The organism is Lactobacillus sp. UMNPBX16, from assembly GCF_002553775.1.
GTDB lineage: Bacteria > Bacillota > Bacilli > Lactobacillales > Lactobacillaceae > Lactobacillus > Lactobacillus crispatus.
On the sequence record NZ_PCYU01000039.1, the window covers coordinates 1 to 13,992 of the forward strand.

9 protein-coding genes and 3 pseudogenes are annotated in these 13,992 nt (G+C 36.6%); 8 read left to right on the forward strand and 4 right to left on the reverse strand.

The window, feature by feature from the left end:
• Positions 1–107: 107 nt before the first annotated feature.
• From CP367_RS08790 to CP367_RS08800, 3 genes and pseudogenes are all read left to right on the forward strand, one after another.
• On the forward strand, positions 108–1,439 hold the full coding sequence (locus CP367_RS08790; protein WP_098043545.1) for an RNA-guided endonuclease TnpB family protein: 1,332 nt from the start codon (positions 108–110) through the stop codon (positions 1,437–1,439).
• A 185-nt stretch (positions 1,440–1,624) separates the two neighbouring features.
• Positions 1,625–2,245 (forward strand): annotated as a pseudogene (locus CP367_RS08795) (glucose PTS transporter subunit IIA); the annotation flags it as partial.
• A gap of 10 nt (positions 2,246–2,255) precedes the next feature.
• Positions 2,256–3,068: pseudogene (locus tag CP367_RS08800) on the forward strand (beta-galactosidase); the annotation flags it as partial.
• 509 nt (positions 3,069–3,577) lie between these two features.
• Here CP367_RS08800 and erm read toward each other — a convergent pair.
• Positions 3,578–4,315, reverse strand: coding sequence for a 23S ribosomal RNA methyltransferase Erm (gene erm / locus CP367_RS08805; protein ID WP_087712812.1), 738 nt, complete (start codon positions 4,313–4,315; stop codon positions 3,578–3,580).
• A gap of 59 nt (positions 4,316–4,374) precedes the next feature.
• A complete protein-coding gene (gene ermCL / locus CP367_RS10700) occupies positions 4,375–4,434 on the reverse strand; it encodes a 23S rRNA methylase leader peptide ErmCL (RefSeq protein WP_002503927.1) in 60 nt (19 codons plus the stop codon).
• 358 nt (positions 4,435–4,792) lie between these two features.
• Here ermCL and mobV point away from each other — a divergent pair, with 358 nt between their 5' ends.
• A complete protein-coding gene (mobV, locus tag CP367_RS08810) occupies positions 4,793–6,004 on the forward strand; it encodes a MobV family relaxase (protein ID WP_089143251.1) in 1,212 nt (403 codons plus the stop codon).
• Positions 6,005–6,309: 305 nt separating this feature from the next.
• On the opposite strand, the gene lnu(A) is transcribed toward mobV, so the two are convergent.
• Entirely contained in the window at positions 6,310–6,795 is a 486-nt protein-coding gene (lnu(A), locus tag CP367_RS08815; protein WP_086129319.1) for a lincosamide nucleotidyltransferase Lnu(A), read from the reverse strand.
• A 358-nt stretch (positions 6,796–7,153) separates the two neighbouring features.
• Between lnu(A) and CP367_RS08820 the strand changes: the two genes are divergently transcribed.
• A complete protein-coding gene (locus CP367_RS08820; protein ID WP_087712813.1) occupies positions 7,154–7,309 on the forward strand; it encodes a protein repA in 156 nt (51 codons plus the stop codon).
• Here CP367_RS08820 and CP367_RS08825 read toward each other — a convergent pair.
• On the reverse strand, positions 7,302–9,005 hold the full coding sequence (locus CP367_RS08825; protein WP_089143252.1) for an IS1182 family transposase: 1,704 nt from the start codon (positions 9,003–9,005) through the stop codon (positions 7,302–7,304). The genes CP367_RS08820 and CP367_RS08825 overlap by 8 nt on opposite strands.
• Positions 9,006–9,216: 211 nt before the next feature.
• Here CP367_RS08825 and CP367_RS08830 point away from each other — a divergent pair.
• From CP367_RS08830 to CP367_RS08840, 3 genes and pseudogenes are all read left to right on the forward strand, one after another.
• A pseudogene (locus tag CP367_RS08830) lies at positions 9,217–10,959 on the forward strand (beta-galactosidase trimerization domain-containing protein); the annotation flags it as partial.
• Between the two features lie 367 nt (positions 10,960–11,326).
• Positions 11,327–12,490, forward strand: a complete 1,164-nt coding sequence (locus tag CP367_RS08835; protein WP_089145407.1) for a galactokinase — start codon at positions 11,327–11,329, stop codon at positions 12,488–12,490.
• 18 nt (positions 12,491–12,508) lie between these two features.
• Complete coding sequence (locus tag CP367_RS08840) at positions 12,509–13,978, forward strand: UDP-glucose--hexose-1-phosphate uridylyltransferase (RefSeq protein ID WP_089146095.1); 1,470 nt, start codon at positions 12,509–12,511, stop codon at positions 13,976–13,978.
• The last annotated feature ends 14 nt before the right edge of the window (positions 13,979–13,992 follow it).

A 13,992-nucleotide genomic window follows, 5' to 3' on the forward strand; every position in this document is an offset into this window, starting at 1 on the left:
TTGACCAAGGTCAATGACAATTAGAGACTAGCATCTGATGATCGAATAAACAAACTAAAAAGACAATCAACACAGATTTAATTTATATAATACGAGGAGGTGAAATCATGAAGAGAATGAGCAGTTTAGCCTATCATTTTGGCGTTAAGCTTCGCTTTTATCCTAGTTCTAAGCAAAAGAAAATCATTAAGTTGAACTATGATGCGCAACGCTTTGTCTACAACTCTTATGTAGGACGCAATCGAAGCAATTATCATGCTAAGCACTACTTAGCTGTTAGACAATATCAAACAATGCCTTTTGCCTTTTCTATTCTTAATAATTATGAGACTAAGCTGGCAGAAGAAGTAGTCGCCAATAACTTGTTATTAGCTAAGCCTAAGAATATCCGCGATGCTTATAGCTTTTTGCGTGTTAAAGAAATTGATAGCCTTGCCCTTGCCAATGCGATTCAGAACTACCAGAAGGCTTGGAACAACTATCGCAAGATTGGCCATGGAATTCCGACTTTTCACAAAAAACGCAGTGGCTGGTCATACCAAACCAACTGTCAATATCCTAAGCAAAAAGAAGCTTTTCTTGATAACGGGACGGCTAGGTTTATTGATGCTAAGCATATTAAATTGCCTAAGCTAGGAATTGTCCGCATTGCCGGCTTTAGAAAGCTAATCAAAGAGCGTCTGGTTAATCATATTCCAACTCGTATTGGAACAGTGACGATAAAAAAGACCGCTGATGACCAATTCTACCTGTCTATGCAGTTAGGCAGCGATACTGCTTTTGTCAAGGAATTGCCTAAGACGCAGAGTCAAATTGGCATTGACCTTAACCTTGATAATTTCTTAACGGAGTCAAATGGATCAATGGTTGTCAATCCACGATTTTATCGTAAAGCAAAAAAGAAGCTTGCCCATGCCCAACGTGTCTTGTCTCGCAGGCAGCGCCGGGCTAAAAAAGGAGGACGCAATTTGCGGCTAGCAAAAAACTATCAAAAACAGCGCTTAGTTGTAGCTAAACTGCACGACAAGATCAGAAGACAGCGTAATGACTTCTTGCAAGTACTCTCAACTGCACTAATCAAAAACCACGATTTAGTAGTTGCCGAGGAACTAAGAAGCAGAAATCTGTTAAAGAATCATGCCTTGTCTCAAGCCATTTCTGATGTTGGCTGGCGTAGTTTCCTGAACATGCTGGCTTATAAGGCAGATCTATATGGCAAAGAGTTCAAAACAATTGATCCTAAGTACACCACTCAAAGATGCCATCAATGTGGCAGTATTATGGGCCAAAATAGCTATAAGAAATTAACCCTTAAGGATCGGGAATGGACTTGCCCAATCTGTCAAACGCATCATATTCGTGATTGGAATGCGGCAGTGAATATTCTAGAAAAAGGATTAGGCAAGTGGCAGAATCCTAAAATAAAAAAAGCAGCCTAGAAAGGCTGCAGTCCGCTAGCAACTCACGGACTTAAAAGGCTTTGGTAATTAGACGACCTCTATCGCTAATAGTTGCGAGATTATTAGTGACAAGCCGAGCCTGTATCTAAGCAAGTTGGTGTTCTGGTTAGCACAAGCTAGCGAGCCACTAAGCCCTAGACTTCAGTCTAGGGTAGTTGACTACAATGGCCTTATATATTCCTTTAATCTTAGCTGTGATTTCAATCATCGTGTTCTTAAGCAAAGTAACTTTGACCGAAAAGAAACACGCCAAAGTTGTTGAAGAATTGAAGACTAAGCTTGCTGAAGGTGAAATCGAAAAAGACGATTCAACTAAAGCAAGACCTAGACAGCAAAAGATTTACGCACCAGCCGATGGTGAATTGATGCAAATGTCCTCCGTCGTCGACGAAGATGGTAAGCCATTCCCAGGAAAGGGATTCGCAATCAAACCAAGTGCCGGCAAGATCTATGCACCATTCGATGGTAAGATTAGATTTACCTTTGGTACAAAACACGCCTTTGAGATTATCTCAGATAATGGCTTGCAAGTAGTCGTCCACGTTGGTCTTGGAACAGTAAACTTGCGTGGTGAAGGCTTTGAAACGTATTATGATGATGGACAAGAAGTCAAGAAGGGCAACTTATTACTAGAATTTGATCGTGATTTGACTCTTAAGAATGGCTACAAGGATACGATCGTTACCTTCTACACTCAACCAGGTAGAATTAAAAAAGCTAGTCCAATTAAAGCAGGTTCTACTGTAAAACACGGTGATGAAGTAGTAGAAGTCCAGTTTAAGTAGAGTTTTAAAAATGACAAAAACATTATCACGTTTTCTTTATGGTGGGGACTACAATCCCGATCAATGGACAGAAGAAACATGGCCTGAAGACATTAAGGTCTTTAAAAAGGCAGATTTAAATTCAGCTACAATTAATATTTTCTCTTGGGCAGTTCTTGAACCTAGAGAAGGAGTCTATGACTTTTCTAAATTAGACAAGATCGTTCAAGAATTATCTGATGCAAACTTTGATATTGTGATGGGTACGGCAACAGCCGCAATGCCAGCCTGGATGTTTAAAAAGTATCCGGATATCGCAAGAGTTGATTACCAAGGCAGACGTCACGTCTTTGGTCAGCGGCACAAATTCTGTCCGAACAGCAAGAATTATCAAATACTGGATAGTGAGTTAGTTAAAAAATTGGCCCAGCACTACGCTGACAATCCGCATATCGTAGTTTGGCACGTGAACAATGAATACGGTGGCAACTGCTACTGTGGAAATTGTCAAAACGCCTTCCGTGATTGGTTGAGAAACAAATACAAGACCTTGGGTGCGCTCAACAAGGCTTGGAACATGAATGTTTGGAGTCACACGATTTATGATTGGGATGAAATTGTTGTTCCAAACGAGTTGGGGGATGCATGGGGGCCAGAAAGTAGCGAAGCCATTGTTGCTGGCCTTTCAATCGACTACTTACGCTTTCAATCCGAAAGTTTGCAAAACCTCTTCAAGATGGAAAAGGCAGTCATCAAGAAGTACGATCCTGAAACGCCTGTAACTACTAACTTCCACAGTTTGCCAAACAAGATGATTGATGGCATGTGGTTGAAGAAGAAAAATAGCTTATAAAAGTACACTATTAGAAAACGTTTTCTAATTATGATAACTTATAAGTGTAAAGAAGTTACTTATACTTGGTAGGTGTTTAAAATGATAATGGGTTTTGTATATATTATTGCTTTAGTTATCTTTTTTGTCTGGTTAGTTAAATATTTGAGAAAAGTTATTGATAAAATTAATAATCCTTAATAATAAAAAGCCCCCTGACGAAAGTCGAAGGGGGTTTTTTATTTTGGTTTGATGTTTGCATACCTACTGAAAAAGTAGGGCAGCAAAACGTCAAACAGGTATCAGCTAATTGCACCATAAGGGTGCGCTGATACTCGGCTCAAAAGAGCCGAACAGCTGTCTGCAAGACCCCTCGGCGAGCCCACACTTTGCTTGCAAAGTATAGTGGGTTATACTTTACATGGAAGTAATTGCCGGAAATAGTGAAAATGCCTCACATTTGTGCCACCTAAAAAGGAGCGATTTACATATGAGTTATGCAGTTTACGGGCCAAGATTGTTTAAGCAAAATAAGATAAGTTATAGCTATTGAAAAGAGACAAGAATTGTTCAAAGCTAATATTGTTTAAATCGTCAATTCTTGCATATTTTAAGGCTTGATAAAATTGGTTTTTGGAAAATAGTTTTCTGTATTCTTTGTTAACCCATTTCATAACAAAATTTTCATATTGTTTTCTATCTTTGAGTGATATTTTTGAAGGGTGTCTTTTTAATACAATTAACGAGCTATTAACTCTAGGTTTTGGATGAAAGTATTCTCTAGGGATTTTACTTAATATGGATATATCAACTTCTGTCATTAAAAATAGTGCTAGTGAACGATTTGTATTTAGCAACCTTTTAGCAAATCCATATTCCACTATTAAATAACTTTCTGTAGCTGTGCTTTCAAAAACAATTTTTCGAATTATATCTGTACTTATATTGTAGGGTATATTTCCAAATATCTTATATGACTTATTTTTAGGAAACTTAAATTGTAAAATATCTTTATTGATAACCTGGAAGTTCTCATATTCAATAAGTTTGTTTTTAGTTATCCTACATAATTTAGGATCTATTTCAATGGCGGTTACATAATTACACCTTTTAGCTAATTCAAACGTGAAATGACCTTTCCCTGAACCAATCTCAATAATATTATCATTTGTATTTAAATGTACATTTCTCAAAATTTCATTTATATGATGCTTTGAAGTAATAAAGTTTTGACTATCTTTTATATTTTTTTTGTTCATTATAACCCACTCCTATGAGGTTATAATGAATGTTTATATTAACAATCCATTATAACCACTTATTTTTTGTTTGGTTGATAATGAACTGTGTTGATTACAAAAATACTAAAAATGCCCATATATTAATTCTCCTTTTTATGAAATTAGAATAATTATAGCACAAGCTCTGATAAATAATAACATGATGAACGACTGTTAAATTTATACTGCAATTGGGCCCTATTGTTGAATAAAGATACGAGAGATTTCTCTTGTATCTTTTTTATTTTTGAGTGGTAACGAAAGCATCCCCCCTTTGCTGAGGTGGCAGAGGTCGGGTTTTTTTGTTTCTTTTTTTACGAAAAAAAGAAAGGTCTTAAAAGGTTTTATGGTTTTGGTCGGCACTGCCGACAGCCTCGCAGAGTACACACTTATATGAATATAAAGTATAGTGTGTATACTTTACATGGAAGTTGTACCGAAGTTAGGAGTGTTTATATGTCATTTGTAGTGGCTCGTATGCAAAAGATGAAATCAGGAAATTTGGTTGGGGTGGGTAATCATAATCAGAGAAATACAGACAATCATTCGAACAAAGATATTGATGTTGAACGGTCGTATTTAAATTATGACTTAGTCAATCGCACAGACAATTACAAAACGGATATTCAGCAATTTATTAACGACAACAAATCGAGTAGTCGTGCTGTCAGAAAAGATGCTGTATTAATAAACGAATGGATCATAACTTCTGACAACCGATTTTTTAAAGATAAAGACGATAAAGAAATTAAAGACTTTTTCGAACAGTCGAAAGATTACTTCGCTGAAAAATTTGGTGATGAGAATATCCGCTACGCTCAAGTTCACTTAGACGAAACAACACCGCATATGCACTTAGGTATTGTGCCTTTCAATGCGGAAAAGCGGTTATCAGCAAAGACTCTTTTTAATCGTCAAGCTTTACAGGCGGTACAAGACGAATTGCCAAAGTATTTAAATGAGCGTGGTTTTGAGCTTGAACGTGGCGAAAAAGGTTCAGAGCGTAAAAATTTAACGGTGCCTGAATATAAAAAGGCAAAGGACGAATTAAAAGAGATGACTACCACGCTGGAACAGCGAAAGTCAGAAGTTTTAGCGTTATCGAACGATAAAACACCAACAATCAACAAAGAAAGTTTAGATTTAAAAGACGAAACGAAAACGGTCAAAGTACCAAGTGGCGAAACGATTGGAATTGGTAAGTTACGTCATGAATTTACGAAAAATGAAGAACGAAAAACAGGAAATGTGATTATCCCTGAAAGTAAATTAAATGCTTTAATACAAGGCTATGAAGATTTATATAAATCGAATGAGCAACTAAAAAAATATGCAGAAACAGATTTACCAAAAAGAATTGATTACGTAAAAGGCAAATACAAAGAGGTAGTGCGTGATTACAATGATTTGGCAGATAGATTTAATAATAATTTAGAGAAAATTGATTCGTTGGAGAAAGAGAATAAATCGCTTAAAAACGAAATTAAGGGCATTTACAGAGGTTTTAATCAGTTTATGGAAAATACCCTTGGTGCAACTGTTAGACAAGCTGAAAAGCTCATGAATAACCTTGTGAGTGAAATTAAAGAGTTTGTAAAAGGTGGAGAGTTTGAAAAAATTCATAGAAATGAAACTCGAACACGAGATAGAGATGAATTAAGTCGTTAGAAGCTCATATTTGCGTTTTAAGGCGTTTTAAATCAATTCGAGTATATTTACACCTGTTTGGTCTTTTCGTCGGCATAAGCGTTAAAAATGGCAATAGAAAAAGCAGCAAGGGCGAACGTAGTGAGTGCATTTACCCTTGCAGCTTTTTTTGTTGTCATTTAGCTTTTGTAAACCGACAGAAAAGCCAACAGGTATGGCTGTTTACTCACTTTTCAGAGGCATGATCAAACGCATTGCGTTTGTCAGGTGTGGGCGGAAGCTCACGGTTTTTAAAAGGGTTCCGAGGCTTAACGTCAATAAAGCGATTATGTTATTGATTTTAAATTTTTTATATCAAAATGGTCTTTTTCTGTTAAATCATAACCAGAATGAAAAAGTAGTTGAGCTTCTTTTGAAATACATGGTATTTTTCGACCTTTGTAATTAGTTTCTGAAAACCAGTCATTTTGGAAAACATAATTACCACCTTCTGGGTTTGCTTGGGTAATTGATCCATCATCATTTAGATTTATAGGATGAATATCTAAATACCCATATTCTTCATGCTTGAGTTCCATACGTGAAGGCATCCAATCAACTTCTATTTTGTATCCGATATCTTTTAATTTTTGTATAACTTTTTGAGTGTGTTGAGCGTCAAAATCTATATCTATATCTCTGTGTTCTCTTTGTTGTTTTCCAGTTAATACATCTACCCCCCAGCCACCATCTAACCAATAAGTTACTTTCATGTGTTCAAATAAATCTAAAATATAAAATAAATCTTTTTCTGTTACATTATTATTTTTCATTTTATCCCTCCTAACTTGGGAATTTGAAACGAGTTGAAAACGAGTTTCTTCTTGTCTTGATACTATATAGAAACAACTACATTTTTATAATAACTAAATAAATGCTGATATAACAGTGTTTTTAGATGTTTTTTGTTAAAAAAGGTTGAAAACAAAAAACTCTGGGGGAGATTTTGAAAAAAAATCGACCAACTTCTGGGGGGTACTACGACACCCCCCAGGAGTGCAATGTTCTATGTGAAAGGCAAGGGAACGTTGATATATCAATGTTTTTAAAAATAGGGACGAATTTAAAATAAAAGGTTGTATTTACGTTGTATGTATAATATACTGATTTTAAAGAAATGAGGTGTTAATTGTGGTTAATAACGAAAAGAAAAAGATAACGTTATCTATTCCTGTTGAAACAAATAATACTTTGGAAGAAATGGCTAGAAAACATGGTATGACTAAGTCTGGTCTAGTTACGTTTTTAATTAACCAGTTAAAAGAAAAAGGTTCTATTTTTAAATAAAAAAAGTGTCTGGGAAATAACTAACCCTTAGATACTGAAAAACGATCAATTCAACTCTTAATTTGAGTTTGATTGATCGTTTTTTCTCCCTATTTTGATTTTTGAACAAAGAAAATTGGCCTTTTGACCATCTTCTGTTCCAATATTTGCTTAAATTCATCATCATGAAGGCTATTCCCACATCAGTTTCAACTTTCTTTTTGCCTCTTAAATGAGTTCGGCGCATGCCAAAGACGTTCTTCAAATGTCCAAAAATTGGCTCCACATCATACTTTCTCATACTATAGATGTGTCTGCCTTCAGAACTTTGAAGAACTTTTTTAGCTTTTTCTTTTAAATACTGCCAGTTAGGATTGTAGCGTACTTGGCGTTGACGTCCGCTTTTGGTTTTGGCTAGGCGTTCTAATTCTGGCGTTAGTTGGAATTCATCTGCTTCATAAACCTTAAAATCACGAACCTGACCAGTAGAACGATCTTTGCGCCGATTATAATACTTAAAGTTGAACCTGACGCCATTTTGATCAAGATAGTAATCATCTTTTTCATCATAGAACCAGTTAGCCAGCTTAGTCGGATCGTTGCGATATTTTCTAGTCTTTTCCTTTTCATACATGGTGTAAGGAATATAGTATTTTTTGTCTGGATATTCTTGCTCTAACATAGAATAGTTGGACTCGCTGCCATAACCAGCATCGGCGACAATCTTATCGAACTTATCTAGCGTTGTCATCTGCTTTAGGAATGGTTCTAATGTCTTAAAGTCAGTTGGGTTAGGGTACAAGGCAAAGTCGACTACATATTGATCCGTTGTAGCGGTTTGAATATTGTAGCCTGGCTTCAGCTGACCATTCTTCATATGATCTTCCTTCATATGCATGAAAGTCGCATCATGATCAGTCTTGGAGTAGCTGTTGCGTCCAGCGAAGATTTCTTCTGCTTCTTCGTATTTCTTCATTCGAGGAACGTAGTCTTTTCTTAATTTATGAAGCAGTTTTTTAAGACCGCGTCTTCTTATTTTTCTAGGCGAGCCGCCAGGAATAGCTTTAGGTTCTTGCTCAATTTCTTCAGTCAGCTTATCAATCTCAGCTTCTGTTTCTTGCACTAGTTCTTCTAAGCCTTGACTGGTCTGTACTTTTTCTTGAGCCATTGCTTTAACAACTTCTTTGGCAATCAGTTCATCATAAAGCTCAACCGCCTGTCCTTTGAGCTTTTCATGAAACTTTTCAACTGCCTTGCGCCAGACGAAAGTATAGCGATTAGCGTCAGCTTCGATCTTAGTGCCGTCAATAAAGATGGCTCCTTCATTGATTAAGCCTTCTTGCTCTAATAAATTGGTAAAGTATAGAAAGCTCTTCTTAACCAATTCATTGGCATGTTCACTAGACCTAAAGTTATTGATAGTATGATATGAAATTTTTTGCTTCTCTGCTAGTACCATCATGGGCACGTTTTCTTCCAGCATTAATTCAATCTTTCTGCCTGAAAATACTCTTCTGGAATAAGCAAAAAGCAAAATTTTAAGCATCATGGCTGGGTGATAAGCTGGCCGACCAGTTTTAGCAGTATCACCCAACAAGACATCTTCGGGAATAGAATCAACGAAGCAGCTGATAGTATTGGCTAAATGATTATTGGGGATAGTAAAGTCCAGATTAAGTGTTAAAGCAGTTTGACCTGTGGTATAATTTTGATACATTGAGATTGCCTTCTTTCATTTTTGTTTTGTGGTGATTCAATAATATCAAGGAAGGCACTTAAAATATAGAAAAAGAACGATGAAATCCGTCAGGAAATCATCGTTCTTTTTTCATGTCCGAGAATTAGTTATTTCCCAGACACTTGTACGAAAAACATATTTACGCATTATATGATTGTGAGGTTATTATAACATGAGTGAAAAGATTGTAAAAGGTAGAGACTGGGCATTTATTGTGTATCCAGAGAGTGCGCCAAAAAATTGGCGAGAGATTTTAGATGAAACGCATATGCGTTGGGTTGAAAGTCCTTTGCATGATAAAGATTTCAATCCTGACGGAACGTTCAAAAAACCGCATTGGCATGTGATGTTGTCAGCAGACGGTCCAATTACACTTAAAGCAGTTGAGAAAATCATTGAACCTTTGAATGTGCCTGCGCCACAAAAAGTTGGTTCAGGACGTGGAATGATTAGGTATTTTATTCATTTGGATAATCCTGAAAAATATCAATACTCAAGAGATGAGATTGTTGCTCATGGTGGTGCTGATGTTGAAAGTTATTTTGAATTAACGAAAACAAATAAAATAAGTGTGATGAAAGATATTATCACTTATATTTACGAAAATGAGATTGATAATTATGCTGACTTTCTAATGATTTGTATTCAAAAATCAGATGAATGGTTTGACGTGGCGATTAATAATAATACTTTAGCAATCAACAAGATGATTGACTATCAAAAGTGGGCCAAGGATCAAGATATTATTTCCTATGATAGTTATCCAACTTACGACGCACCTGCTTATAAGCCAGCATTCTTGTATGACTTAATGAGAAGCCTTAAGCATCAACCATTTATGTTAATGGAATCTGCACCTTCACAAGTTAACTGGCAATCTTACAGTCCACTAAAGCGTCCAGGTCAAATGGCCGCAACTGAATTGCAAGCTGTTGCTCACGGTGCTGACACTGTTCAGTTCTTCCAATTAAAGCAAGCAGTGGGTGGTTCCGAAAAATTCCACAGTGCAATTATTGCTCATTCACAAAGAACTGATACACGAGTCTTTCATGAATTAACTGACTTAGGGCAAAAGTTAAAGCAGGCGGGATCGACCATTCTCGGCTCAGAGACTAAGGCTAAAGTTGCTATTATTTTTGACTGGAGCAATTTCTGGTCTTATGAATATGTCGATGGCATTAGCCAAGACCTGCATTATGTTGACTCAATTCTTGATTATTATCGCCAGTTTTATGAACGAAATATTCCAACTGATGTAATTAGCGTTGATGATGACTTCAGTCAATATGACTTAGTGGTTGCCCCGGTTTTATACATGGTGAAAACTGGCTTGGCTGACAAGATCAATGCTTATGTTAAAAATGGTGGTGATTTCGTTACCAGCTACATGTCGGGCATGGTTAATGAAAGCGACAATGTTTATCTGGGCGGCTATCCTGGTCCGCTGAAGGATGTTACTGGCATTTGGGTTGAAGAAAGCGACGCAGTAGTGCCAGGTCACAAGACTTATGTTTCATTAAAGGATCAGAATTATGAAGCTGGTTTAGTCTGCGACTTGATTCACCCTGAAACTGCTAAAGTGTTGGCGAAATATGCTAATGAATTTTATCAAGGCACTGCCGCCATTACTGAAAATCAATATGGTCAAGGTAAAGCTTGGTATGTTGGTACTAAACTGGATCATGCTGGTTTAACTCAATTGTTCAATCATATTGTCTTGGCTGCTGACATTGAATCGTTAGTGGCCGCTGGCAATCAGCTTGAAGTGACGAAGCGAATTACTAAAGATGGCAAGGAATTATACTTCGTTTTGAATATGAGTAATGATGAACGTGAATTGCCAGAAAAATTTGCTGGGTATCAGGATATTTTGACTAATCAGCCAGCTCATAAACAAATGAAGGCTTGGGATGTGCAAGTGTTGGTTAAATAATTAGAATTAAAAGAGCATCATTCAACAGAGAAATTGTTAAATGATGCTTTTTTGTAATTATGTTAAAAAATAAGTTCACGTTTATATACGAACTCATCATGGTCGGTTTATTCTGGTGTCTGCCACCTGTTTGGCCCTTACATCCTAGTGAAATATCAGATTAACCATGAGCCGACCGTTCATAGGATTTATTCTTATATTTATTATATTTGAATAGTAGTTATAGGACAATAAAAGTATTTCTAGGAAAATAAAGTTAGATTTCGAATAAATATTTTATTTATTTGAGTAAACTATTTACTAAAAGAAACTGAAGAGATATACTAATAATTGAAAACGATTACAGAACGAATTTGAGGTAAAAACAATGAATAAAGAAGAATTGCTTAAAGAATATGAAACAACTTTTGGTGAAAAGGGTAAGGACGTCTTCTTTTCACCTGGCCGAATTAACGTAATTGGTGAACACACTGACTACAATGGTGGTCATGTTTTCCCAGCTGCAATTAGTTTGGGTGTTTATGGTGTTTACGGCCCAAGAGAGGATAAAAAAGTTTGCTTGTTTTCTGGCAATGTTGATGGCGATATCGTGGAATTCGATATTGACGACACAACTGTTGAGAAAGATGATCGCTTTTGGGCTAACTACTTCAAGGGCATGATTACGTACTTACGTGAAAAATATGACAACATTGATCATGGTTTTAATCTTTATATCAAAGCCAATTTACCATCAGGTTCAGGGCTATCATCAAGTGCTGCCATTGAAATGCTAATGGGCATAATTTTAAAGGATGAATTTAACTTAGATGTTGACCGGATTGCTTTAGCCAAGATGGGTCAAAGAACAGAGAATGAATTTGTTGGCTTGAATTCAGGGATTATGGATCAATTTGCCTGCATTATGGGTAAAAAAGATAGTGCTATCTTCCTCGATTGCAATACATTAGATTATGAGTATAAGCCACTCGCTTTAGGCGATTACGAAATTATTATTATGGCAACTAACAAGCCACATACCTTAGCCGATTCTGCTTACAATGATCGTGTTCGTGAATGTCATGATGCAGTGAAGAAGTTGCAGGCTAAGTTAGATATTAAGACTTTAGGTGAGCTTGATAATGATACTTTTGATGAATATGCTTACCTGATTAATAATGAAACTGAAATTAAGCGTGCTCGTCATGCTGTTAGTGAAAACCAAAGAACTTTGCGGGCAACAAAGGCCATGCAAGATGGAGATTTGGAAAAATTGGGACGTTTGATTGATGCTTCACACGTTTCACTTCATTACAATTATGAAGTAACTGGTCAAGAACTAGATACTTTAGCTGAAGCTTCATGGGCTCAACCTGGCGTCTTGGGTGCAAGAATGATTGGCGGTGGCTTCGGTGGTAGTGCCATTGCAATCGTCAAGAAAGACCAAGCTGAGGCATTTAAGAAAAATGTTGGCAAGATTTACCGCGACAAGGTCGGTTACGATGCTAGCTTCTATGATGCGGAAATTGTTGATGGAACTAAGAGAATTTAATCAGACAAGAGGATAAGTATGAAAGTTATTGAAAAATTTGCGGATGAAGTTATTAATAGTGGAGCGTATGAGCCGCTCGATCGCGTATATGTGATTAACAAAATTCGCGCTTTAGTTGGCGATGAGGCAAGTAGCGTTGAAGCTAATGATGAACAAACTTCAGTTAAGCAATTAGTTGATTTAGCCGTGCAAAATAAAAAGATTTCGGATGATGTTACTTCACGTGAAGTTTTGAATGATCAACTATACGACTTGATAACGCCAACACCATCTAAAACTAATGGCATCTTTTGGCAAAAAATGCAAAAATCACCTGAAAAAGCAACAGATTGGTTTTATAAACTTTGCGAAAACAACAATTATGTCAAAAAGGAAGCAATTGCCAAGAATGTTGTATTCTCAGGGACCAGCTCTAAAGAACATGGCTTAGAAATTACAATTAATTTGTCTAAACCGGAAAAGGATCCTAAGGCAATTGCGGCAGCAGCTCATGCAACTGGTAAGAAATATCCTCAATGTGCACTTTGTCTAGAAAACGAGGGTTACCTTGGTGGATATGGCAAAAATGCTCGTTCAAATTTGAGAATTATTCGCATGAATATTGGTGGCCGCCCTTGGGGATTTCAGTATTCACCATATGCTTACTTCAATGAACATTGTATTTTCTTAGATCAAAAGCATATTCCAATGGTCATCAACCAACAAACTTTGATTAATTTGGTTGAAATTGAAAAGACGTTACCACATTATTTTGTTGGTTCAAATGCTGACTTGCCAATTGTTGGTGGGTCAATGTTAGCACATGAACACTATCAAGGCGGACGTCATACTTTTCCAATGATGAAAGCTAAGATTAAGAAAAATGTAGTCTTTGATGATTATCCTGAAGTGGTTGCTGGCATTGTTGATTGGCCAATGAGCGACTTGCGCTTGATTAGCGATAATTCGTTAGATTTGATTGAATTGGGCGCTAAAATTATTAATTTCTGGGATCATTATTCAGATTCTGCTCGTCAAATTAAGGCTTTTGATGGTAAAACACGTCATCATACTGTGACTCCAATTATGCACCGTGAAGGCAAGAACTTCGTACTTGATCTAGTTTTGCGTGACAACAACACTAGTGAAAATTATCCGTTAGGTATTTTCCACCCACATAAAGAATTGTGGCATATTAAAAAGGAAAATATTGGCTTGATCGAAGTAATGGGCCGTGCTATTTTGCCAGGTCGGTTAAAGAGTGAACTTGAAGAAGTTAAAAAATACTGGATGGGCCAAGATAATAAGATGGCTATTAGCCACAAAGAATGGGCCGATCAAATTAAAGCAGAGCAGAATATTACTGCCGATAATGTTGACGCTGTGATGCAGCAAGCTTTAGTTGAAGTCTTTGAACAAGTATTGCAAGATGCCGGTGTTTTCAAGAATAATGCAGATGGCGATGAAGGCTGGGATAAGTTCATTACCGCTTTAACTAAGCAGATTTAACTCATCAATGTGTA